Annotated in this window: 21 protein-coding genes and 1 tRNA gene; 10 read left to right on the top strand and 12 right to left on the bottom strand. The window is 43.0% G+C overall.

Translation table 11 applies throughout. The features are described 5' to 3' along the window. Window positions 1-339 precede the first annotated feature (339 nt). A complete protein-coding gene (locus VQ643_RS04170) occupies window positions 340-2,613 on the top strand; it encodes an autotransporter outer membrane beta-barrel domain-containing protein (protein WP_414198012.1) in 2,274 nt (757 codons plus the stop codon). Window positions 2,614-2,655: 42 nt separating this feature from the next. Here VQ643_RS04170 and VQ643_RS04165 read toward each other — a convergent pair whose 3' ends face one another. Then, window positions 2,656-3,336 carry a MarC family NAAT transporter gene (locus VQ643_RS04165; RefSeq protein ID WP_414198011.1) on the bottom strand — a complete coding sequence of 227 codons (681 nt, stop codon included), beginning with the start codon at window positions 3,334-3,336 and terminating at the stop codon, window positions 2,656-2,658. A gap of 148 nt (window positions 3,337-3,484) precedes the next feature. Between VQ643_RS04165 and VQ643_RS04160 the strand changes: the two genes are divergently transcribed. After that, a complete protein-coding gene (locus VQ643_RS04160) occupies window positions 3,485-4,168 on the top strand; it encodes a hypothetical protein (RefSeq protein WP_414198010.1) in 684 nt (227 codons plus the stop codon). Window positions 4,169-4,234: 66 nt separating this feature from the next. On the opposite strand, the gene VQ643_RS04155 is transcribed toward VQ643_RS04160, so the two are convergent. The 5 genes from VQ643_RS04155 to rpsU all read right to left on the bottom strand — a co-directional run bounded on the left by VQ643_RS04155 (window position 4,235) and on the right by rpsU (window position 9,096). Continuing rightward, window positions 4,235-4,519 (bottom strand): DUF1499 domain-containing protein, encoded by a 285-nt coding sequence (locus VQ643_RS04155; protein WP_414198009.1) that lies wholly within the window; start codon window positions 4,517-4,519, stop codon window positions 4,235-4,237. 151 nt (window positions 4,520-4,670) lie between these two features. Next, window positions 4,671-4,747: transfer RNA gene (locus tag VQ643_RS04150), tRNA-Ile, on the bottom strand. Between the two features lie 79 nt (window positions 4,748-4,826). Then, window positions 4,827-6,695: an RNA polymerase sigma factor RpoD gene (gene rpoD / locus VQ643_RS04145; protein ID WP_414198008.1), complete on the bottom strand. Its 1,869-nt coding sequence runs from the start codon at window positions 6,693-6,695 to the stop codon at window positions 4,827-4,829. Between the two features lie 74 nt (window positions 6,696-6,769). Further along, complete coding sequence (dnaG, locus tag VQ643_RS04140) at window positions 6,770-8,680, bottom strand: DNA primase (protein ID WP_414198022.1); 1,911 nt, start codon at window positions 8,678-8,680, stop codon at window positions 6,770-6,772. A 200-nt stretch (window positions 8,681-8,880) separates the two neighbouring features. Beyond that, window positions 8,881-9,096, bottom strand: a complete 216-nt coding sequence (rpsU, locus tag VQ643_RS04135; RefSeq protein ID WP_414198007.1) for a 30S ribosomal protein S21 — start codon at window positions 9,094-9,096, stop codon at window positions 8,881-8,883. Window positions 9,097-9,311: 215 nt separating this feature from the next. On the opposite strand from rpsU, the gene tsaD reads away from it, so the two are divergent. Further along, window positions 9,312-10,337, top strand: coding sequence for a tRNA (adenosine(37)-N6)-threonylcarbamoyltransferase complex transferase subunit TsaD (gene tsaD, locus VQ643_RS04130; protein ID WP_414198006.1), 1,026 nt, complete (start codon window positions 9,312-9,314; stop codon window positions 10,335-10,337). Here tsaD and plsY read toward each other — a convergent pair whose 3' ends face one another. Beyond that, window positions 10,338-10,910: a glycerol-3-phosphate 1-O-acyltransferase PlsY gene (gene plsY / locus VQ643_RS04125; protein ID WP_414198005.1), complete on the bottom strand. Its 573-nt coding sequence runs from the start codon at window positions 10,908-10,910 to the stop codon at window positions 10,338-10,340. A 53-nt stretch (window positions 10,911-10,963) separates the two neighbouring features. Here plsY and folB point away from each other — a divergent pair, with 53 nt between their 5' ends. The 5 genes from folB to hldE all read left to right on the top strand — a co-directional run bounded on the left by folB (window position 10,964) and on the right by hldE (window position 14,678). After that, the gene (gene folB, locus VQ643_RS04120; RefSeq protein WP_414198004.1) at window positions 10,964-11,320 is read left to right on the top strand and encodes a dihydroneopterin aldolase; all 357 of its coding nucleotides are present in this window, start codon (window positions 10,964-10,966) and stop codon (window positions 11,318-11,320) included. After that, window positions 11,308-11,832 (top strand): 2-amino-4-hydroxy-6-hydroxymethyldihydropteridine diphosphokinase, encoded by a 525-nt coding sequence (gene folK / locus VQ643_RS04115; RefSeq protein ID WP_414198003.1) that lies wholly within the window; start codon window positions 11,308-11,310, stop codon window positions 11,830-11,832. Before folB ends, folK begins: the two co-directional genes overlap by 13 nt. Window positions 11,833-12,032: 200 nt before the next feature. Then, window positions 12,033-12,395, top strand: a complete 363-nt coding sequence (locus VQ643_RS04110; protein WP_414198002.1) for a CidA/LrgA family protein — start codon at window positions 12,033-12,035, stop codon at window positions 12,393-12,395. Beyond that, entirely contained in the window at window positions 12,392-13,099 is a 708-nt protein-coding gene (locus VQ643_RS04105) for an LrgB family protein (protein WP_414198001.1), read from the top strand. The genes VQ643_RS04110 and VQ643_RS04105 overlap by 4 nt, the downstream gene beginning before the upstream one ends. A gap of 157 nt (window positions 13,100-13,256) precedes the next feature. Next, window positions 13,257-14,678: a bifunctional D-glycero-beta-D-manno-heptose-7-phosphate kinase/D-glycero-beta-D-manno-heptose 1-phosphate adenylyltransferase HldE gene (gene hldE, locus VQ643_RS04100; RefSeq protein ID WP_414198000.1), complete on the top strand. Its 1,422-nt coding sequence runs from the start codon at window positions 13,257-13,259 to the stop codon at window positions 14,676-14,678. 46 nt (window positions 14,679-14,724) lie between these two features. Here the strand turns inward: hldE and VQ643_RS04095 are convergent, their stop codons facing one another. From VQ643_RS04095 to VQ643_RS04085, 3 genes are all read right to left on the bottom strand, one after another. Beyond that, complete coding sequence (locus tag VQ643_RS04095; RefSeq protein WP_414197999.1) at window positions 14,725-15,525, bottom strand: aldo/keto reductase; 801 nt, start codon at window positions 15,523-15,525, stop codon at window positions 14,725-14,727. Continuing rightward, window positions 15,525-16,700: an NAD(P)/FAD-dependent oxidoreductase gene (locus VQ643_RS04090; RefSeq protein ID WP_414197998.1), complete on the bottom strand. Its 1,176-nt coding sequence runs from the start codon at window positions 16,698-16,700 to the stop codon at window positions 15,525-15,527. The genes VQ643_RS04095 and VQ643_RS04090 overlap by 1 nt, the downstream gene beginning before the upstream one ends. An 82-nt stretch (window positions 16,701-16,782) precedes the next feature. Further along, window positions 16,783-17,808 (bottom strand): FAD:protein FMN transferase, encoded by a 1,026-nt coding sequence (locus tag VQ643_RS04085; protein WP_414197996.1) that lies wholly within the window; start codon window positions 17,806-17,808, stop codon window positions 16,783-16,785. A gap of 198 nt (window positions 17,809-18,006) precedes the next feature. Here VQ643_RS04085 and waaA point away from each other — a divergent pair, with 198 nt between their 5' ends. Next, window positions 18,007-19,278, top strand: a complete 1,272-nt coding sequence (gene waaA, locus VQ643_RS04080; RefSeq protein ID WP_414197995.1) for a lipid IV(A) 3-deoxy-D-manno-octulosonic acid transferase — start codon at window positions 18,007-18,009, stop codon at window positions 19,276-19,278. Here waaA and VQ643_RS04075 read toward each other — a convergent pair. Then, complete coding sequence (locus VQ643_RS04075; RefSeq protein ID WP_414197994.1) at window positions 19,265-19,864, bottom strand: DUF4136 domain-containing protein; 600 nt, start codon at window positions 19,862-19,864, stop codon at window positions 19,265-19,267. The two genes, waaA and VQ643_RS04075, sit on opposite strands and share 14 nt — an antisense overlap. Before the next feature lie 9 nt (window positions 19,865-19,873). Continuing rightward, a complete protein-coding gene (locus tag VQ643_RS04070; RefSeq protein WP_414197993.1) occupies window positions 19,874-20,623 on the bottom strand; it encodes a methyltransferase domain-containing protein in 750 nt (249 codons plus the stop codon). A 170-nt stretch (window positions 20,624-20,793) separates the two neighbouring features. Between VQ643_RS04070 and VQ643_RS04065 the strand changes: the two genes are divergently transcribed. After that, on the top strand, window positions 20,794-21,765 hold the full coding sequence (locus VQ643_RS04065; protein ID WP_414197992.1) for a phosphate ABC transporter substrate-binding protein PstS family protein: 972 nt from the start codon (window positions 20,794-20,796) through the stop codon (window positions 21,763-21,765). The last annotated feature ends 166 nt before the right edge of the window (window positions 21,766-21,931 follow it).

Below are 21,931 nucleotides of genomic sequence, written 5' to 3'. Positions count from 1 at the left end.
GAATTAATATTTTTTTAAACATATTCAAATAAATTATTTTTTCAAAATTAGATCTGTAGCAGATAAAATTATTTTTGTTAAAGCTATAAAAGTGCAGTTTGTTGTAAAAACTCTAACTTTAAAAGGGATTTTTATGAATTTTAAATTAAGCTTTTTAATGTTTGCATTGTTAAGCACGAACATGATGCCTGTATGCTCTAAGTCTTTTGATAGAACAATAACTGACGAAGATATTGATAGGGATAATAGCTTTAATGATGATGTAGTTGTTAAAACAACAGATAGATAGTGAGCTTACATTTTGAAGTGGTGTTACTTATTTATATAAAGGGAATTCATATGAAGGTCGAAAATAAAAATATTTTTAAGTTTAGTTTATTAGTTGTTGCTTTAACAGCAGTTAATATCTCATCAGTGTACGCCACTGATTCTGCTGAGGTTGGAATAAAGATTGGTGATCCTCAAATTCATCCAACAGGTGTTAACTTTCATGTAGGAGAGCCTAAAAATGTTCATGTAATAGGCAAGGGAAAAGATGCCATAGGCATACAAACTTTTGGTGAGCGTAGCACTATTGGTATTTATAATGATAATGGCGCAGTAAATATAAACTCAGTAAGTGACACAGGAGCAGCTTATGGAATTAAAAGTGAAAACTCAAAATACTTCGGAATGACTACAAATATGACGTTAGATCCTAATCATGAAAATTTTTTTAATATTAATGTTTCAGGTGCAACTAATAAGAAAAGTGCAGGTATTTTTTCCGATAGCACTAGCAATGTTGGAATCATAATTTTTTGTGGCGGGTTAAATATAACTGCGCATAATGCTGATGGTATTAATGTTAAAGTAAAAATTGGTGGTATTTCTCATCTAAGTGAAGCTGATATTTCACAAGTAGAAAATCGTTATCAGCTTGGTAGAATAAACATTAAAGTAACCTCTGATGTTAATGATAAAATTAAGAGAAGTGCTATTTACTTTGATGGTGAAGGCAGTTCTTATATAGAAAACTACTCTTTAAATATTGAATCTAGTAGTAATGCTATTTATTTAAAGAATGAACATAATATGTTTTTAATAACACCTAATGAGATTAAATCAACAGTGCAGCGTTATAAAATAAGTGGAGATATAGTTTTAGAAAGTGAATCTAAATTAAATCTAGATGGTATTGATTATTTAAAAACTAATATCACAAAAATATCAGGCGGTAAAGCAGAAATTATTTTATCTAAAGGCGGTAATAACTGGAAAAGTCAATGGGACATTACAGGAAACTCCGATGTTAATAGTCTTGAATTAAATAATTCACTTGTGCAGTTTATGAATAAACCTGCTCCCGTTAACACTATGGCAAGGCTGAATAGTAATGCTGGTTTTTATACACTGAACATTGAAGAAAAACTAACAGTTAATGGTGGCGGTACCTTTATTCTTAACACCAATGGTGTGGATTCTGACCATATTTATGTAAAAGAAATGGAAGGTAAAGCGCATTTGTTTGTGAAAGACAACGGCAGCGCCAATGCTACTGTTGATAGTCAGCTTGCGTTAGCTAAAATTGACATCAAAGATGTAGATAGTGGTTTTATCGTCAATGACTTTGAAGCAGGCGGTTATCAATTTTCCGCTAAAGAAGTGAATGGCGAATATGTTGCTAATACCAATGGCCGTTCACATGGCTCAGTTCTTAGCTCAAGTGCGAATGTAGCAGCCAATAGCATGGTAGGCAACTACCTCACCAACCTTGTTGAAACCAAAAATATTCTTAATCGTGTGAGCGACATTCGTAATAATAAAGCCGATAACAACCTGTGGATTCGTGGCTACAACGGTAAAATTAATGCCTTCGAAAGCGGCTTGCTAAGCGGTTTTGACATGAAATATAACGCACTGCAAATCGGTTGGGACAACAAGCTTTCTGTTAATACTCAAGGTAACTTTTACCTAGGCGCTGTAGTGGGTTACACCTATGGTGATCAAGATCATAATTTTGGCTCTGCTAAATTAAAAAGCTACAACGCCTCATTGTATGGCAGCTATATGACAGAAGATCACCTATATGCTGATGTTGTTTTAAAATATGCACGTCTAAACAACGACTTTAAAGTCACCAGCTTAGGCGGCAATAGCGTTAAAGGCGACACCAAAACCAACTCATATAGTTTATCAGCAGGTGTTGGCAAACGCATTTACCTGAACAGCAAAGATCAAGGCTGGTTTATTGAGCCACAAGCACAATTAACGGCAACACACATTGATGCTGCTAGCTATCGTGCATCGAACGGTCTACGCGTAAAACTTGACAGTCAAAACTCAACCTTAGGCCGTTTTGGTGGTTCAGTGGGTTACGACATCAACCAAAGCAGCCTACCAACTACTATTTACGCCAAAGCGGCATTAGTGCGTGAGTTTGCAGGCGGTGCCGATTACTACCTAAATAATGCTAAAGAGCACCACAGCTTTAAAGGCAGCTGGGGGCAATATGGCATCGGTGTTTCTACCAACTTTACACCTAACCAACAACTGTACGTTGACTTTGAAGCCGACCGCGGTGGACGCTTTAAACAACGCCAGTTGAATGTGGGTTATAGCCTAAGTTTCTAGGTTTAACGGAAGTCAAAGAGCAGCTATGGCTGCTCTTTTTAGTTATAGCAAAAAGCTGTGCACGATATCAGTTACACCAGTAATAACAAATTGCACACCCATGCAGATTAAAAGAAATCCCATAATACGTGAGATGGCATCAATTCCACTTTTGCCTAGCCATTGCATAATCGAATTAGCACTACGTAAAGAAACCCACAGCAAGGCTGATATTGCTAAAAAACATACCAGTGGTGCGACATAATAGATCCAAATAGGGTAATTCAAGGGATTGGATGAAATAGTCGCAGCGCTGCTGATGATTACCGCTAATGCGCCGGGGCCCGCTGTTCCCGGCATAGCGATAGGCACAAAAGCAATATTATTAGAAGATTTCTGCGCTAGTTCTTTAGCCTTACCTTCAAGATCTAAATTTTCTTCTAAGGGTTGTTTTGGAAAGAGCATGCCAAAACCAATAACGCTAACAATTAAACCGCCTGCAATGCGTAAACCAGGCATGGATATACCAAAACTAGCCATAACAAATTGGCCTGCATAGAAACCAATGGTCATAATACCAAACACATAGAATGCAGCTAAGCGTGCTTGTTGGTCACGTTCAGCGCGGCTCATCTTGCCAGAAAGGCTTAGAAATAAGACAACTGCTGTCAGTGGATTAGACAAAGGCAACAGCATCATTAAGCCGAGAAAAATAGCTTGTAAGAACTGTATTACTTCCGTCATGCCAACTCCAATCATTGGTTAATGTTGGGATTATGCGATAACTAATGAAATAAAACAGGACATCCTCAATATTGTATGTATAAAAGCATCATAGTCATGTGTTAAAAATGCTTATGGCATAACGTATTTTATTGAAAAGGTCAGCCTGATGATACAAACCTATATAGAACAGATAAAAACTCTTTACGGTGTTGAGCAGGGAGAAGCACTCGGTTTTTCCGCCTTGGAGCTTAAAAATTTAGAAAACCGCTTAAATGTGCAAATTCCAGCGATTTTACGTAGCTATTATTTGGCTTTAGGTAAGGATGAGGTAATTAACCAAGCTTTTAATCACTTAGCACCATTAGCAGAAGTTTGTGTGTCAGACGATGGTTTTTTTGTGTTCTATACGGAAAACCAAGGTGCGGGATGCTGGGGAATTAAAAAGAGTCAACTTACCGAAGAAAATCCACCTGTTTATGTCAATTATGATTTAGCTGGCAGTAGCTCTGAGTGGCTTTTAGATAGTCAGCATCTAGATGGGTTTTTATTAAATGCAGCTATTATTAATGCTGTTCTAGGTGGCGCTGCTTTTAATGCTAATAGCTTTCATATTGCCCCTAAAGGCTTTATGGCTGAGATAGAAGCGAACTGGCAAGAGTTAAAAGATCTAACTGAGCACAAACAGCGTATTTTTACGCGAGACTTTAACGATATTCTTCTTCTTTGTATCAATCCAGAGGATCAAGTTGAAGGCGTATTTATGGGCAGTAATGATAGTGAGTCTTTTGAACAACTACTGGAATCCCTGGATTTAAACTGGGACTACATTAGCGAGGATGACGAAGAATAAGCTACTTAGCTGTACTAGCCTAGCCATCACTTACCTAAGCTAATTAACTTAGGTAAGTCACTATTGTTAGTGAGGGAAAAACGCCTGTAGTTGTGCCTTGAACTTCTCTACATTCTTTTTATTTTTGCCTAAATCAATACACTGTGTTGGCAGTATGCATTTACTCTCAATCTGGATACTTGTATCTGGCATGACATAGATAGAAATATCTTCTCCCCAAGATAACCAATTAACTTTAGCTTTCGCATAAATTTTAGTTTCAGCTATATGCGCGGTTTTCCAATTTAAAGCAGTAACAGTGCTTTTTAATGCTTGCATGACTTTGTCGTGTTCGATGTTTTGTCCTAACACGATAGTTTCTTTATGGTAGGCGGGAAAACCAAAAGACTATCCATATCTCCAGCAATAAAAATTTAAGTATAGAAAATAACATCAAAAAAGCAGCAGATATAAAACATACTTATGCTAAATGGACAGATGTGATTTAGATAGAGGAGGGAGTTGGTGGGCCTGCACGGACTTGAACCGTGGACCAAGGGATTATGAGTCCCCTGCTCTAACCAACTGAGCTACAGGCCCAAAAGAGAGGGCTAAAGTATAACGATATTTTTTCATTTGGCAAATAAAAACCCCCGATAAAATCGGGGGTTAGCATATTTTATTCATCCAAGAAGGAACGCAAGTGCTCGCTTCGTGATGGATGACGCAATTTACGCAAGGCTTTGGCTTCAATTTGACGAATACGCTCACGTGTTACATCAAACTGTTTGCCTACTTCTTCCAGCGTGTGATCGGTATTCATATCAATACCAAAACGCATACGCAGTACTTTAGCTTCACGTTCAGTAAGGCCGCTGAGTACTTCACGTGTTGATTCTTTTAAGCTTTCAGAGGTAGCTACATCAACAGGTGATTGCATAGTAACGTCTTCAATGAAATCGCCTAAATGTGAATCGTCATCATCACCAATAGGGGTTTCCATTGAAATTGGTTCTTTAGCAATTTTTAATACCTTGCGAATACGATCTTCAGGCATGTCCATGCGCTCACCTAATTCTTCAGGAGTAGGCTCGCGACCCATCTCTTGTAGCATTTGGCGAGAAATACGGTTTAGCTTGTTGATTGTTTCAATCATATGCACAGGAATACGGATGGTGCGCGCTTGGTCAGCAATTGAGCGTGTAATTGCTTGGCGAATCCACCATGTGGCATAGGTTGAGAATTTATAGCCACGGCGATATTCAAATTTATCGACGGCCTTCATCAAGCCAATATTGCCTTCTTGAATCAAATCAAGGAACTGCAAGCCACGGTTGGTGTATTTCTTGGCAATAGAAATAACCAGACGTAAGTTGGCTTCAACCATTTCTTTCTTGGCGCGACGAGCTTTTGCTTCACCAATAGAAAGGCGACGGTTGATGTCTTTAATTTCAGAAATGTCTAAGCCAATTTCTTCTTCAAGGGCAATGAGTTGTTGCTGATTACGCTTAATATCTTCGGCGAGCTCAGCAATGCTTTGAGCATATTTGGCTTTGCCTTTAGCAATACCGTCTACCCAATCAAGGTTGATTTCATTACCTGGAAAGAGTTTTAAGAAGTCAGCGCGTGGCATGCGTGCATCACGTACACAAAGCTGCATAATGCTACGCTCTTGTTTACGAATGCGTTGTAGTGTTTCACCAATTAAACCTACTAATGCTTCATATTGTTTAGGTACTAACTTAATTGGCATGAAGAGTTCAGCAAGGCTATCTAAAGCAGCAATAGCTGTACGGTGAGAGCGCTTGTGCTTTTTCAACACTTTTTCTGTTTCTAGCAACTGCGCTTCAATAGCCGCAAAACGGATCTTGGCTTCTTCGGGATCAGGACCACCATCACCAGCTTCTTCATCTTCTTCGCTGGCTTCTTCGGCTTCTTCGTCCTCATCATCTAAATCATCTTTAGCTGATTTGGCTTTATTAGTGCCAGGAATAGGTTGCTCTGGTTCTTGGGCTGCAGGCTCAGGAATACCATCGTCAGGGTCAATATAACCATTGAAGATATCAGTTAAACGCGTGCCTTCGGCAATAGCGCGATTAAAGTCAGTAATGATGCTAGACACTGTGCCGGGGAAATAGGCAATAGCGCCCATGACCTCGCGGATACCTTCTTCGATACGTTTGGCGATTTCAATTTCGCCTTCACGTGTTAATAGCTCAACTGTGCCCATTTCACGCATATACATGCGCACTGGGTCAGTTGTGCGGCCGATTTCAGTTTCCACAGCTGCAAGTGCAGCAGCAGCTTCTTCAGCAGCGGCCTCGTCAGTGTCTGCTTCTGCCATTAAAAGTGCATCAGCATCGGGAGCAGTTTCAAAAACATTAATTCCCATGTCGTTGATCATGCGAATAATGTCTTCAACCTGTTCCGGATCTGAAATATCTTCAGGCAGATGGTCGTTCACCTCGGCGTAAGTCAGGTAACCCTGTTCACGACCGCGAGCGATCAGTTCTTTGAGGCGAGATTGTTGTTGGGCTTTTGCGGACATATCACCCTATCCAAAAAAAGGTCTTGGCCGACGGAAGTTAAAAAAGCATTATACCGCAAATGCGAGCATTTTTTCTACCGAGTACAGCCGGAATTCTGTAAACTGCTGTGTTGTTGAAGCAGTTCACGTAGGTTTTGCTTTTCTTCCTCATTTAATGCGCCAGTTTTTGATTTTTGTATCAAAAACTCTAAGCGTCGCTCACGTTGACGTGCGCTTAAACGATAAATGGTGTCAAAAAACTGTTGTTCAAGGTTGCTCTCATCAATCAGCCATTCCTTTTCGGCGAGGGTGCGCAATAAACGACCTTGCTCCGTCCCATGCCAGCGAGTCAGTAGCTGAAAACTGCTGAGTGTTTCATTTTTTTGCAAAGCTTCTAATAATGCGATCAAAAGCTGAGCATAAGTATCATTTTCATCAGAAAAGAAACTGGTGCTTTCCACTTTTTGTGCTAGTGCAGGGTAGTGCAGTAGAGTGCGGATAGCTGCTAAGTTAGGTGACTCTACAGCGTGCTTTAGCGTTTCTTGCCGAGTTTTAGAGCGCGTTGCTTTTGTGCTGTTAAGTCGTTCTGAAGGTTGATGATGGATATTAGGTGTAGCGTAACCCCAGTAGCTGTCAACAGCATCGTAGGGAGGGTAGTCATAAGGAGCAGAGCTATGTTCTGCTGCGAGACTGTTATCAGTGCTTGGCACTGAGGTTTTAGGGCTGTGCGCTGTAAGCCCTGTAATGTTTTCAAGTTGTTGCAGCATGAGAGTGCGTAAATTAGCACCCTGTATGCGCTGTATTAAGGGTTGCGCTAATGTAGCTAAGTGCGCTTTACCTTCTAAGCTACGAGGATCCGCTTCATCACATAGATGTTGAAAGAAGTATTCCGTTAGCGAAAGAGAGTTTTGTTGCAAGCGAGTTTGAAAGTTGGTTAACCCTTCTTGTCGGATCAAGCTATCAGGGTCTTCGCCCTCTGGTAAGAATAGAAAGCGTGCATGTAGCCCATCTTTTAAACTATTCAAGCAGGAATCAAGTGCTCGCCAAGCAGCCTTGCGTCCAGCATTATCCCCATCAAAACAGAAGATAATAGTGGGCACTAAGCGAAATAGGCGCTTTATATGCTCCTCGCTAGTTGCTGTGCCTAAAGTGGCAACTGCATTGCGTAAGCCCTGTTGGGCTAATGCAATAACGTCCATGTAGCCTTCAACCACAATAATTTCATTTAAATTGCGATTGAATTGACGGGCTTCAAATAAGCCATAGAGCTCTTGGCCTTTGTGGAATACAGGAGTTTCCGGTGAGTTTAAGTATTTGGGCTTGTCATCGCCTAGTACACGCCCACCGAAACCTATAACGCGTCCACGGGTATCGCGAATAGGAAAAATGATTCGCTCACGAAAGCGATCATATCTTTTACCTGTGTCAGGATTTTCAACTAATAAGCCCGCATCAACTAGATGCTTTTGCGTTAAGCTGTCACCACCCAAATGTAAACTAAGGTTATCCCAGCCTGCAGGGGCGAAGCCTAAAAGAAAGTCGCGGGCAATCTCACCAGATAAACCGCGCTGCTTTAAATAATTAACAGCTATTTTACGTTGCGGATGATTTTTTAGCGCCTCTTTATAATAGTCACAGGCCGCTTGTAATAATGGGTAAAGTGGCGAATTAGCGGCTTGTCGAGGTTTGTTGCTGGTAAATTGCTCATCATAAGGAACTTCTAAACCAAGGTTTTTGGCAAGCTCCTCAACAGCTTGAGGAAAGGCTAAGTGGTCATGGTCCATTAAAAAACTAACTGCATTTCCTCCTGCGCCGCAGCCAAAGCAGTAGTAAAACTGTTCATCTGGGTTAACCGAGAATGAAGGTGTTTTTTCTTTATGGAAAGGGCAGCAGGCGGTATGGTTTTTCCCTGTCTTTTTTAATTGGATGCGCGAGCCAATCACATCCAAGATATCGGTGCGATTGAGTACGTCGTCAATAAAAGATTGGGGAATTAATCCAGCCATGCTTTTTTGTGCTTCCACAGTAGGACTTACACTTACTATACCTTAGCTGTAAGGAAATAGGGTGTAGTGATAACACTTAGGATTGGAGTGATCAATAAGACAGAGGCTTTCGCAGAGAGGTCACATATAAAAATTGTAGTCTGCTAAAAAGCCAAAAACCCGGAATATACCGGGCTTTTAGCGCATCGAATATCTATAACTTAGTATGGACGTTCGCGGCGGCGTTGTTCGCGCTGTACTTTTTTAGCGTGGCGTTTTACAGCCGCAGCTGCTTTACGTTTGCGCTCTGCAGTTGGCTTCTCATAGAACTCGCGGCTGCGTACTTCAGCTAGCACACCGGCTTTTTCGCAGGCGCGTTTGAAGCGACGCAGGGCGACGTCAAATGGTTCGTTGTCTTTAAGTTTGACAGCTGGCATTCGGATCGTACCTTCATCAATTAACCGGTGGTTTGTGTGAATACTTATGTGTTTTTCAACAGCTAAGCATCACACCCTCATTAAGGGTTGCGAATGTTACCTCTAATTGAGCAGGAATGCAAAGGAATAAACAAAAAAGCAGGCTGTGCTGTTTTCAGTTAGAATAAATATTCTTTTTACGATGCTTAACCCTAAGAGGTTAATGGCGATAAATTATGTTGGTTTTAGGAATTGAAACATCCTGTGATGAAACAGGGGTAGCCCTTTATCATAGTGAAAAAGGCTTACTCGCTGATGCGCTCTTTAGTCAGATTGATTTGCACCGTGTATATGGTGGTGTTGTCCCTGAATTAGCTTCGCGCGACCATGTTAAGCGTACTATACCGCTAATTAAGCAAGTGCTTAGCGAGGCGAAGTTAACGCGAAATGATATAGAGGCGATTGCCTATACCGCTGGTCCAGGGTTGGTCGGTGCATTACTGGTGGGGGCTTCTTGCGCGCAAGCTATGGCACATGCGCTTAATATTCCTAGTGTAGGCGTGCATCATATGGAAGGGCATTTGTTAGCGCCTATGTTAGAAGATAATCCCCCTGCCTTTCCTTTTGTAGCGTTGTTGGTTTCTGGTGGGCATACCCAATTAGTACGAGTTGATGGCATTGGGCGCTATAAACTGCTGGGCGAATCTATTGATGATGCAGCAGGTGAGGCTTTTGATAAAACCGCTAAGTTGTTGGGGTTACGTTACCCAGGTGGGCCGGAAATTGCGAAGTTAGCAGAACAAGGTGTTGCTAAGCGTTTTAAATTGCCACGGCCAATGACAGACAGGCCAGGTTTGGATTTTAGTTTTAGTGGTTTAAAAACCTCAACCTTAACCGCATGGCAAAAATGCATTGAAGCTAATAATGCCTCTGAACAAAGCAAAGCAGATTTAGCTCATGCATTTCAGGCCGCCGTTGTGGATACTTTGGTTATTAAGTGTGGGCGAGCTTTACAGCAGGAAGGCTTAACGCGTTTGGTTATTGCAGGCGGTGTTAGTGCCAATCAAGCACTGCGTATGGCACTAGAGAAAATGCTATCTCACCTTAATGGCCAAGTATTTTATGCGCGCCCTCGATTTTGTACAGATAATGGCGCCATGATTGCTTATGCAGGTTGTCAGCGTTTGTTAGCAGGGCAAAAAGAAGGTCAGGCTATTGGTGTTAAAGCACGTTGGGCTATGGAAACACTGCCAGCTATTTAGTTAAAAATGGCGCTCACGACCGTACCATAGATCCTTAACATTCTGTCGATGGCGCCAAATTAACAGTATGCTCAAAATACTAACAGGTACTAATGCAGTAGGTTCTTGCCAAGCTAGCATTGGTAAGCTCAGTGGTAACGCTGCCATGGCGGCGGCAGAGCTAGTACGGGTAAGGGCAAAGGCTAGAAGCCATGCAGCAATGGCAATCAGAAACGCCGGTGGGTATAAACCCAGTAGCATTCCTGCGCCAGTTGATATACCTTTGCCGCCCTTAAATTGATGGTATAGCGGATACAGATGGCCGAGCACAGCGGCAAGCCCAATCCAAGCTTGTTGTTGAGGGTTTTGCTGGAGGTATTTGGCGACTAAAACAGGCACTAAACCTTTAGCAATATCGCCAATTAAGGTAAGGATAGCGAGTTGCCGACCGGCTACACGTAGCATATTGGTGGCGCCTGGATTACCTGATCCTTGCTCGCGCGGGTCTACTCGCCCGTAGCGTTTGCTAAGAAAAATCGCAAACGAAAACGAGCCAAGCAAATAGGCGCTAATGATCTGTAACCAAAACTCCATTCAGGTTTACTCGAGGCTAGTTAAGTCTTGATTCTAACGAGGTACATGCCAAGATGGACATAGTATTCATCGAAAGTCTAGAAGTAGAAACTGTCATTGGTGTTTATGACTGGGAACGCACCATTCATCAGTGTCTAATTATAGACTTGCATATGGGATGGGATAACCAACCTGCAGCCCTAGGCGATGATATCACGCTTGCATTAGATTATGCTGCTGTTAGTGCACGTATTCAAAGTTTTGCTCAGCAAGCTAGTTACCAACTGGTTGAAACATTCGCAGAGGACTTGAGTAAAGCGCTGCTTACTGAATACAAACTACCTTGGTTACGGTTAAAAATCACTAAAAAAGGTGCTGTGAAAGAAGCTTCTGGTGTTGGCGTGGAGATTGAACGCGGATGCCGCCAGTAGAAGTATTCTTTGGAATAGGGAGTAATTTGCAGCGGGAGCAACACCTGTGCGCAGCATTGGATGAACTGAGCCAGTTATGTGGCCAGTTACACTGCTCACCTGTCTTTGAAAGCCAGCCTGTAGGTGGGCAGAAACTGCCCTTTTTAAACATTGTAGTGAGTGCTACTTGCAGCCTGTCCTTATCTGATTTACATAACCAACTAAAGCAAATAGAAATGCGATATGGGCGTCGAGTAGAAGGTCAGCAAGCTGTCCCATTAGACATTGATATTTTATTGTATGGTAACGCAGTCGGCACCTTTGAGAACATTGAGCTACCACGAGTAGATCTAATTAAATATGCCTTCGTAATGTGGCCTATGGCGTTGTTATTTCCTCAAGGAATACATCCTGTTGAGCATAAAAACTATGCTCAATTATGGGCCGAATACTTAGGGCAGGCTCAGCTTTGGCCTGTTCCTTTTGTCTGGCAAGGACAAGCATTAACACCTGAGGCGTTGTTGGTTAAGTAAATTCTTGACTGCCTAGTCAAAGTGGCATGTTAGACGATCTGCTGAGTCTGTTTTGTGTGCAAAAGCTAAAGCAAGGGTGTATGTTGCTCCTAAAAATAGGTTTAACCTATTTGATTTCCTGCGTTAAAACGCTTGTCTTTGTTAGTTAGCAAAGCATTTCTTATAAAAATAATGACGAATACTTTGGGTAAGAGGTCATCATGTTATTGCGTGGTTTAACTTGGTTGATTCTATTTCAACTTTTAGGCACAGCTTTGAATATGCTTGTTATTAGCATTATTCCAGGCCCTATTTTGGGGTTTGTGCTGCTGTTTATTTTTCTGTTGATTCGTGGTGAAACAACAGAAGATTTAGATGCCGCCGCGAGCAGCTTATTAAAATACTTGCCGTTATTACTAGTGCCACCTGCTGTAGGGATTATGGCGCACTGGGACTTAGTTAAAGCAAGTTTTCTGGCCGTAGTAGGCAGCTTATTTATTTCTATTGTAGTCAGCATCGTCTTTGCAGGATGGCTAATGCAATACCTTATGCAGCGCCAAGCGCGTAAGGAGAATCAAGAATGATAAGTACAACCTTAGACGCTGTGGTACACCATCCTTTATTTTTTATTTTTATTACCTTAGCTGTTTTTCAATTAGCGCAAAAAGGCTATGAAAAAACGGGTTCTATGTTTCTCCAGCCAGTATTAGTTTCTATGCTAGTTATTATTGGCCTGTTAACTTTACTGGGCGTGGATTATCAAGAATATAAACAGGGTACTACCATGCTCACCTTGTTATTAGGTCCAGCCACAGTCGTACTGGCGGTACCACTCTTTTTAAATATGCGCCGAGTGCGCGCTGTATTTTGGCCTGTTTTAATTACCTTGGTATGCGCTGGCACATTAGCTACGGTATTGGGCTTTGGCTTAGCATGGCTGTTTGGAGCAGATGAACTTATTGTGAAAACAATGGCGCCTAAATCAGTAACCACGCCTATTGCTATGCTAGTGGCTGATGAAATGGGTGGCTCAGCTTCCTTGGCGGCTGTTTTTGTGATGATTACCGGTGTGTTAGGCGCTATGATGGGTGTTGAATTACTACGCTTATTTAAGATTAAAACGCCTGCCGCAGTAGGCATTGCTTTAGGTATTAGTGCTCACGCCGTAGGTACAGCACGCGCGTTACAAGAAGGCAATGAAGAAGGGGCTTTCTCCGCGCTAGCCATGAGCATCATGGGATTATTGACGGCGGTATTAATGCCATTAATTGCCAGCATCATCATTTAACTAGCCTTGTTAGCTGCTGTGCCTAACATAGCAGCTAGCCCTCTTTTTATAATAGTTTGTTGTGAGCAAATTAATGTGCTGGCACTAAGCTGGCTATCTATGGTTTTTCAGTATTCATGCTAAGATGATGCAGTTTTTCACTGAGTTGGAGCTGTATATGAGGCTATCTTTACCATCATTTGCAAAAGCCCCCGTTTTAGTTGTGGGTGATGTAATGTTGGATCGCTACTGGAATGGCAGTACGTCGCGCATTTCGCCGGAAGCGCCAGTACCAGTTGTGAAAGTAGATCATATGGAAGACCGCCCAGGCGGAGCTGCCAACGTTGCATTAAATATTGCGGCTTTAGGAGCGCCTGTATCCTTAGTCGGCGTTACAGGTAAAGATGAGGCGTCCACCGCTTTAGCTCAGCAACTGGCTTCAGTGGGTGTGCAAACCTACTTTCAGCAGCTTGAAAACCAGCCAACCATTGTTAAATTGCGTGTGATGAGCCGTCATCAACAGTTGTTGCGCATGGACTTTGAAGATCGCTTTAATACCGATCAAGCCGCCTTATTAGCTCAGGTTGATGCTTTGTTAGACGGTGTTAAAGTGTTAGTACTGTCCGATTACAACAAAGGTACATTGCAAAATCACCAAGCCTTATTACAAGCCGCTAAGCGCAAAGGTGTTGCTGTATTAGCGGACCCTAAAGGGCATGATTTTAGTATTTACCGTGGTGCGAGTTTGCTCACGCCTAACCTAGCTGAGTTTGAAGCTATTGTTGGTTATTGTAGCGATGAAGAGCAGATAGTTACGCGTGGCGCTCAACTTATGCAAGAGCTTGAATTAGGCGCATTGTTAGTCACTCGCAGTGAACAAGGCATGACCTTATTACGACCTAATTTGCCAGCCGTGCATTTGCCAGCAAGAGCGCGCGAAGTCTTTGACGTGACAGGTGCAGGCGATACTGTTATTTCTACAATGGCGGCTGCTATAGCAGCAGATGAGCCGCTACCGCAAGCCATGGCGTTAGCCAATATTGCTGCAAGTATTGTGGTTGGTAAGCTAGGTACTTCCACCGTCAGTGCGCCAGAGCTCAGACGTGAAGTGCAGAAAAATAGTAGCTCAGGGCGAGGAATTCTAACCATAGAACAATTAAAGACTATGGTTGAGGAAGCTCGTGCTCAAGGTGAAAAGATTGTTTTCACTAATGGTTGTTTTGATATTTTACATGCAGGACATGTGAGCTATTTAGAGGAAGCCCGCCAGTTAGGTGACCGCTTAATCGTGGCCGTTAATAGTGATGCCTCGGTGACCAAGTTAAAAGGCATAGGCCGTCCAATTAATGCGGTGGAACGCCGTATGATGGTGCTTTCAGGACTTAGCGCAGTAGATTGGACAACCAGTTTTAATACAGATACCCCTGAAGACTTACTGCGCATCTTAAAGCCTGATGTGCTCGTTAAGGGAGGGGATTATGGGGTTGATCAAGTAGTAGGCGCAGATATTGTGTATGCCTATGGCGGTGAAGTAAAAGTGCTGGGCTTAGTGGAAAATAGCTCAACTACAGCTATTGTCGAAAAAATTAGAAGTAAATAAGAAAAGGCGACTTTAAGTCGCCTTTTTCATACCAGAGGTAAGCCTCTTATTTGAGCAAAGAGGCTAGAGTAGTTACATTGCTGGCTAAGTGAGTTGGATTAATAGTGCCAATAATGGCGCTGCTGACGCCTTCTTGTGCAAAAATTAACTCAAAGCTGGCTTTGACGGGATCAATACCAGCCGCTAAACACGCATGCCCGCTGGCGAGTGCTTTTTTAATTAATATGGCTTTGTTTTGTTGCGCTGCACGTTGGATCACCTGCAGTTCATCTTGCTGTTGTAAATTAAATGTCACCATGGCCGCATCGCCTTGTTCTAATGCAAGCAATCCGCCTTCTACGGTTTTACCGGAAAAGCCAAAACTTCCAATTTTGCCTTCTTGTTTAAGCAAGGCAAGGGTGTGATAGACCTCTTCTTGTTGTAGTACAGCCATATCATTGCCGTCAGAATGTACCAATACCATTTCGATAAAGTCGGTATTTAAACGCTGTAAGCTACGCTCAACAGAAAAACGGGTATGGGTTGCTGAAAAATCAAAGGATGAGAGGTTGTTATTAAACTCTTCACCTACTTTACTAACAATAATCCATTCATGGCGCTGGCCCTTCAATAAGTAGCCTAAGCGTTCCTCACTGATACCATAAGCTGGCGCTGTATCGAGCAAATTAATACCTAAATCCCGTGCTTGGGCTAGTAGATTAAGCGCTTGTTGGTCATCAGGAATAGTAAAACCATCAGGATATTTTACGCCTTGGTCGCGGCCAAGTTTTACTGTGCCTAAACCTAAAGGCGATACTTGCAGCCCAGTATTACCTAGTGGGCGATATACATCATGCAAACTAAGCATTAAAACAGCGTCTCCCATGCCGGTTGAGCAATCTCAGGTTGCGCTAAGACAGCCTGTAAAGCTGGAGCTTGTGGAGTGATATGGTCAGTATTGAGACTGTTGATGACGCGATCCGCCAAATCAGGAGAAAGCGCCAGCTTAGTTGGCCAAGTGACCAACAGCTTGCCTTGTTGTGCAAGAAAAGCATTGTCAGGTCGAACTAAGCCAGACTGTGCAGGCTCTGCTCGATCAACCCGTAAGGTGCGCCAGCTTAACTGGCTTTGATCTAGCCAAGGAATAAGGTCAGCTAGTTCTTTTTGTGCTGCACGGATTTGCTCTGCTTCATTGCGCGCAACGCCTTCAGCTTCAGCTAGGTTGCCTCCTAAATACCAAACCCATTGGCCGTCAGCGGCTGGATGTGTGGTAATGGTAATGCGTGGTTTAGTTCCAGCGCCTAAGCAATGAGCATAAATAGGTTTAAGGTTGGCACCTTTAACCAATACCATGTGCAATGGACGTAATTGTTGTTGTGGTTGGGTTTGAGCAAAGTCATTTAATAATGCTTGGGTACCTTGCCCTGCGCAGAATATGACGCGTTGAGCCTGTATCTGGTGCTCATCAGCGGTAATTCCAATGAGCTGCTGTTGCTGATCGTATAAAGGTTTAATCGTTTGTGCTTTCAGTAAGGCGCCTTGCGCTAAACCAGCTAACTTTTGAATCACGCTAGGGACATCCAGTACCAGTTCAGATAAACGATAAACCTTGCCTTTAAATTTTTTATCTTGTAAAGCTGGAGGTAGTTCCGCGCCTTTTACCGCATCTACGCGTCCACGCATAGCTTTGCTAGCAAAAAAACTGGTTAAGTTGCCAGCAATAGAGCCAGGTGACCATAAATAATGGGCATTAGATAAAACACGAACACCTGTGAGATCAATTTCTCCTTCGCCTGCAATAGCTCGGCGCCAGCGTTCAGGCATATCAGCAATAGCTTCAGATGAACCCGTGAGCGCACCATGCAGTGCGTATTTGGTGCCACCATGAATAATCCCTTGAGATTTAACGCTTTGCTCGCCGCCCAAGCTATGTTGCTCAACCAGTAAACTGCTATAACCTAGTTTACCTAAGCGGGCATTAAGCCATAAACCTGCGATGCCACCACCGACAATAACAATATCGGTTTGGAGTTGAGAAGACATGAGCATCCTCAAAATAAAATTTTCTTCAGTATAACTTAACTTAGTCGCTAACTCTGCAGTTAAGCTTTAGCGCAAGCTTTTGCTATTTTTTCAAAAAAGGCGCAAAAGCTGTGGTATAACGCTCTTCAAAGCCTTGTTCCGTTTTAATAATCATAAACACAGGCATGTTGAGTTTTTCGGCGATGGCTAAGCCTCTTTCTGGGCCTAGTACATTGAGCCCTGTAGAGAAACCGTCGGCAGTCATGCAGTTGTCGGCTAACACGGTAATGGAAACTAGGTTGTGATTAATAGGCTTAGCTGTGGTGGGGTCTATCGTATGGGAATAACGAACCCCTTCTTGTTCAAAATAATTGCGATAATCACCTGATGTGGCAATGGCTAAATCACCAGGCTGAATAATTTCTTGCGCTGTTTGCTCCATTTGTCCATAGACAGGACGCTCAATCGCAATACGCCAACCAATATGTTGATCATTCTTGCCTTTAGTGCGTAACTCGCCACCAATATCGACCATGTAGTTGTGAATGTTTTGGCGTTCTAGATACTCAGCAACCACATCTACACCATAGCCTTTAGCAATAGAGGAAAGGTCTAGGTAAAGCTCAGGAATGCTTTTACTGAGTGTATTATTGTTTACCTGTAATTTATCAATACCTGTCCACGCCCGACGCTCGGCTAAGGCTTGCTCGGAAGGCGCTTGAATTTTTTTTAGCTCAGGGCCAAATCCCCACAGGTTAACCAAAGGGCCAACGGTTATATCTAAGGCACCCTCAGTAAGTTGATTAATACGTATAGCTTCAGCCACCACTTTTGCTGTCGCTGGAGAAACAGTAAAGGCAGTGTTTACCTCTTTGCTGCTATTAAAAAGGCTAAGCTCAGAATGAGGACGATAAGTGGACATTTGATCGTTCACCTCTTCAAGTAAGCGATCAATCTCTTTTTGTAATTGAGCAGGAGAAGGGCTGCTAGTAGTAGGTACATACTTAACATTGTAGTAAGTGCCCATGGTCTGCCCTTCGAGCTTGATAGTTTGAGGGTCGCCACAAGCGCTAAGTAAAAAAGCGCTAAACAACACAATTAGCCAAGAAAAAAATAGACGATTTGACATAGTACTTAACCTTTTATCGCAGAAAGCAGGCTGCATCATCTAGCAAGACAAACTGAACAACAACTGCTAATTAAACTTTGTTAATAATTAAAATCATTTCATTCAGGAAAATGTCATTTGTGTTGAGTTTGACATAAAGTTGATGGGCTTTTTATAAAACGAGTAGACTGCCCGCAATTGATAAATGAAGTTAATCGTATGAATCGTTTTTGGTATAGCCTATTTTTTTATGTATGTACGCCTTTGTTATTACTGCGCTTATGGCGTCGATCTAAACAAGCACCCGCCTATAAAAAGCGTATAGCTGAGCGTTTTGCACGTCAGCTTCCGGCGTTTAAAAAAGGCGGTGTGTGGCTGCATGCTGTATCTGTGGGGGAAAGTATTGCGGCTGCACCTGTGGTGAAGGCATTACAAGCAAGCTATCCCAACCTACCTATAACCATCACCTGCATGACGCCAACAGGCTCCGAACGCATACAAGCCATGTTTGGCGATAGCGTACAGCATTGTTATTTACCCTATGATTTACCCAGCTGTGCTAAGCGCTTTTTGCAGGCAGTGCAGCCAAAACTGGCGATTGTGATGGAAACTGAACTATGGCCTAACCACATTCATCATTGCTATAAAATGCAGATTCCTGTGGTGTTAGCTAATGCGCGCTTATCTGCACGCTCGGCTAAAGGCTATGCCAAGTTTCCGAAATTAGTTAAACCTATGTTGCAGCATCTAAGCTTAATCGCAGTACAAACCCAAACAGAAGCCGAGCGCTTTTTAGCCTTAGGTGCTACTGAAGCACAGGTTCAAGTAACAGGGTCAATCAAGTTTGACTTAAGCATTGCTCCTGAAATTCTATCGCGTGCGCAGCAATTGCGTGAAAGTTGGCAGGCTCAACAGCGGTTGGTTTGGATTGCAGGTAGCACCCATCAAGGGGAGGATGAACAGCTTCTAGCTGCACATCAACAGCTATTAACGGATCGCCCTGATGCGTTATTGATTTTAGTACCTCGCCATCCCGAGCGTTTTGATGCTGTTTTTGCTTTATGCCAAGCACAAAAGATGGCAACCCAGCGTCGCTCTACACAGGCATTAGTGGATAATACGCATCAAGTTTTATTAGGCGATACCATGGGGGAAATGCTATTGCTCTATGCCTGTGCCGATATGGCCTTTGTGGGCGGTAGTTTGGTCGAGCACGGTGGGCATAATCTATTAGAGCCTGCCGCATTAGGAAAGCCCGTGCTTTCTGGAAAGCATATATTTAACTTTTTGGATATTGCTGAGCAACTGCTTGAAGCAGGTGACTTGCTGCAAGTGGAAGATAGCCAACAACTTGCGCAGGTCCTATTAATGCTGGCTGAAAATCCCGCAAAGGCCCAGCACATGCGTGAAGCAGGGTTTAGCGTGTTGCATAATAATCAGGGCGCTTTGCAGCGCCTGATGGACGCTGTCGCGCAGGTTAAAAGTTTTTAAGGGCGTCTTTTAATGCCTTGTTAACCGACTTAGTGATATTTGACTCGGCAACTGATTCGCCTTGTCCTTGCCAAACAATTTGTCCTGTTTGAAGATCACGCAAGCTAACCTGAGCGTTGATGTACTCTTGAGTATAGGTTGGGTTGGTTAAGGGTACAGACACACCGACGCCAGAATAGCCGTGGCGTCCGTGGCGAGAGTAGCGCCCAGCACCGTATGAAATATCAGGATAATAATCACGGTACTCGGTGCGCTTGGTGGTTTGGATACTGACCTGTACTGCCAACTGAGCTGTGCCACCTTGCACAGGGCGTAACCCGCGCTGATCTAATGCAGCAGCGGTAAGGTTTTGCGCCTCTGCAAAGGAAATATCTGCGTTATTACTTAATACGGGGGGTGCAGCCCATTGCCAGTTGCGATACGCCGATAAGTCAGCACTTTTGGCAGGATAGGCACTGGCATCAAAATGATCTTTAGCGTTTACGGGTGCATCAGCTAATGGCTTAGATTGTGCTTGATAAGGGTTGTTAGATTGACAGGCACTCAGCACAAGACTGCTGAGGATAACTAAGGCTAATCGTTGCATAACTACTCCTTAACGAGGTTGGCACAGCCAATGTAAATAACGACCTAGCAGCGATAGGCTAGGATGACGTCGATAACTAAGTTCAGTTGCAATCATTTCTTCCAGTGCAATCTTTTCTTGGAATTTCGCTAGCATATAATCATGGAACACGCGAATACCACTGCGATGTTGAATTTTCCAAAGTGGTTCTACAAAGGCTTCTACCTGTCGCGGATCTAGGGGCTGCTGTGGCGTTAAGCTGCCTTGTTCGCCTGCAAAGTTTAACTTAGCCAGCTTGCGTAAGTTACCCTTTATAAGATTGCGAAATACTAAGGAATCTTTGTTGTAAAAGGCTAAGGATAACCAACCATCGGTTTTCGTAAACTGTTTTAGTACTGGCATTATCTCAGCAGGTTGGGCCAACCATTCTAACACTGCATGGCAGAGCACTAGATCATATTGTTCTGTCAGTATATTTGGCAGTTCTTGCCATGAGGCTTGAATAAACTCGGCTGTTAAGCCTTTTTCGGCAAACTGCTGTTGAGCGCCTTCAAGCATTGGCAGTGCGGGTTCAGTAAAGGTGATCTGATGCCCTTGCTCGGCCAGCCAAAGCGACATATGGCCTAAGCCACCACCGACATCTAGAATGCGTAAAGGTGTTGTGGCAAGTACTTCAGTTAAGTCGGCTTGCAACGCTGCAAGGCGCACAGCACCTTTGCTACCGCCGTAAATTTTATGGGCAAAATGAGCCGCCAGCTCATCAAAATGGCAATCTTGCATAGTGACTCCTAACAATGCGCTTAGCATAACAAATAGCAAGCCAGCACAGGCACTCTAGCAAATAGAAAATAATTTTCTGTCATATTGTTGTCACATAGCCTTCTTAAAGTAAGCATCAAGCAGAAACGAATAATTCTGTGAATTTATTCAAGTCTCTCAAGGAGCAATGCATGAAACTTAAACGTCTGATGGCAGCCCTGACCGTTGTAGCAGCAGGTATCGGTGCTTCTAGCGCAATCGCCGCGGTAGATCCAAAACTGCCAGACTATACAAAAACCTCAGGTGTGTCAGGTAACCTATCAAGCGTTGGTTCTGACTCTCTCGCCAATTTAATGACACTTTGGGCAGAAGAGTTTAAACGTAACTACCCGAACGTAAATATTCAGATTCAAGCGGCTGGCTCCTCTACCGCGCCTCCTGCACTAACCGAAGGTACTGCGAATTTAGGCCCTATGAGCCGTCCTATGAAGGATAATGAAATTCAAGCTTTCGAAGAAAAATACGGTTATAAGCCAACCGCCGTTCCAGTAGCTATTGATGCGTTGGCCGTCTTTGTACATAAAGATAACCCTATCAAATCATTAGATATGGCACAGGTTGATGCTATTTTCTCTAGCACACGCTTGTGTGGTGGCGAGAAGGATATCAAGACTTGGGGCGATCTAGGCCTAACAGGTGAGTGGGCCAATAAGCCTGTTCAACTTTTTGGACGTAACTCAGTATCGGGCACTTATGGTTACTTTAAAGAATCTGCTCTGTGTAAGGGTGACTTTAAAGCTAACGTTAATGAGCAGCCAGGTTCGGCCTCTGTGGTGCAGTCTATTTCTAGCACACTAAACGGCATTGGTTACTCAGGTATTGGTTACCGTACTTCTAGCGTACGTGCTGTGCCATTATCGAAAAAAGGCGGTGAAGCATTTGAAGCCAGTGAAGCAAATGCGTTAGCTGGTAAGTTTCCGCTATCACGCTACTTCTATATTTATGTGAACAAAGCACCAAACAAACCACTTAGCCCAATTGATGCACAATTCGTTAAGCTAGTGTTATCAAAACAAGGTCAAGAAGTTGTAGTAAAGGATGGTTATATTCCACTACCTTCCAAAGTAGTTGAGAAAACGCTCACTGATCTTGGTTTAAACTAAGTCAGTAAAACTAGCCCCGTATTCTGTTTTCAGGATATGGGGCTTTGCTGTTTCTGCTGTTTTGTAAAAGCATATCTTGCAAAAATATGACGAAAAAATGACAGTCTGTCATATTGTTGTCATCTAACTAGATCAGGATATGTGTATCCCAATTTAGGTTGAGTGG

The sequence above is a fragment of the Pseudomonas sp. F1_0610 genome (genome assembly GCF_047470865.1).
GTDB lineage: Bacteria > Pseudomonadota > Gammaproteobacteria > Pseudomonadales > Pseudomonadaceae > JAZDRH01.
The sequence above is the reverse complement of the archived record's forward strand: the minus strand, read 5'-3'. Positions and strand labels throughout refer to the sequence as shown.

What these genes read in the sequence shown, in the direction of transcription:
- tsaD (WP_414198006.1), top strand. Translation starts at nt 9,312, where the DNA reads ATGTTGGTTTTAGGAATTGAAACATCCTGTGATGAAACAGGGGTAGCC.
- VQ643_RS04070 (WP_414197993.1), bottom strand. Translation starts at nt 20,623, where the DNA reads ATGCAAGATTGCCATTTTGATGAGCTGGCGGCTCATTTTGCCCATAAA.
- VQ643_RS04095 (WP_414197999.1), bottom strand. Translation starts at nt 15,525, where the DNA reads ATGCTTAGTTTGCATGATGTATATCGCCCACTAGGTAATACTGGGCTG.
- VQ643_RS04085 (WP_414197996.1), bottom strand. Translation starts at nt 17,808, where the DNA reads ATGTCAAATCGTCTATTTTTTTCTTGGCTAATTGTGTTGTTTAGCGCT.
- waaA (WP_414197995.1), top strand. Translation starts at nt 18,007, where the DNA reads ATGAATCGTTTTTGGTATAGCCTATTTTTTTATGTATGTACGCCTTTG.
- rpsU (WP_414198007.1), bottom strand. Translation starts at nt 9,096, where the DNA reads ATGCCAGCTGTCAAACTTAAAGACAACGAACCATTTGACGTCGCCCTG.
- VQ643_RS04160 (WP_414198010.1), top strand. Translation starts at nt 3,485, where the DNA reads ATGATACAAACCTATATAGAACAGATAAAAACTCTTTACGGTGTTGAG.
- VQ643_RS04090 (WP_414197998.1), bottom strand. Translation starts at nt 16,700, where the DNA reads ATGTCTTCTCAACTCCAAACCGATATTGTTATTGTCGGTGGTGGCATC.
- dnaG (WP_414198022.1), bottom strand. Translation starts at nt 8,680, where the DNA reads ATGGCTGGATTAATTCCCCAATCTTTTATTGACGACGTACTCAATCGC.
- rpoD (WP_414198008.1), bottom strand. Translation starts at nt 6,695, where the DNA reads ATGTCCGCAAAAGCCCAACAACAATCTCGCCTCAAAGAACTGATCGCT.
- VQ643_RS04170 (WP_414198012.1), top strand. Translation starts at nt 340, where the DNA reads ATGAAGGTCGAAAATAAAAATATTTTTAAGTTTAGTTTATTAGTTGTT.
- folK (WP_414198003.1), top strand. Translation starts at nt 11,308, where the DNA reads ATGCCGCCAGTAGAAGTATTCTTTGGAATAGGGAGTAATTTGCAGCGG.
- hldE (WP_414198000.1), top strand. Translation starts at nt 13,257, where the DNA reads ATGAGGCTATCTTTACCATCATTTGCAAAAGCCCCCGTTTTAGTTGTG.
- VQ643_RS04105 (WP_414198001.1), top strand. Translation starts at nt 12,392, where the DNA reads ATGATAAGTACAACCTTAGACGCTGTGGTACACCATCCTTTATTTTTT.
- VQ643_RS04075 (WP_414197994.1), bottom strand. Translation starts at nt 19,864, where the DNA reads ATGCAACGATTAGCCTTAGTTATCCTCAGCAGTCTTGTGCTGAGTGCC.
- VQ643_RS04065 (WP_414197992.1), top strand. Translation starts at nt 20,794, where the DNA reads ATGAAACTTAAACGTCTGATGGCAGCCCTGACCGTTGTAGCAGCAGGT.
- VQ643_RS04165 (WP_414198011.1), bottom strand. Translation starts at nt 3,336, where the DNA reads ATGACGGAAGTAATACAGTTCTTACAAGCTATTTTTCTCGGCTTAATG.
- folB (WP_414198004.1), top strand. Translation starts at nt 10,964, where the DNA reads ATGGACATAGTATTCATCGAAAGTCTAGAAGTAGAAACTGTCATTGGT.
- VQ643_RS04110 (WP_414198002.1), top strand. Translation starts at nt 12,033, where the DNA reads ATGTTATTGCGTGGTTTAACTTGGTTGATTCTATTTCAACTTTTAGGC.
- plsY (WP_414198005.1), bottom strand. Translation starts at nt 10,910, where the DNA reads ATGGAGTTTTGGTTACAGATCATTAGCGCCTATTTGCTTGGCTCGTTT.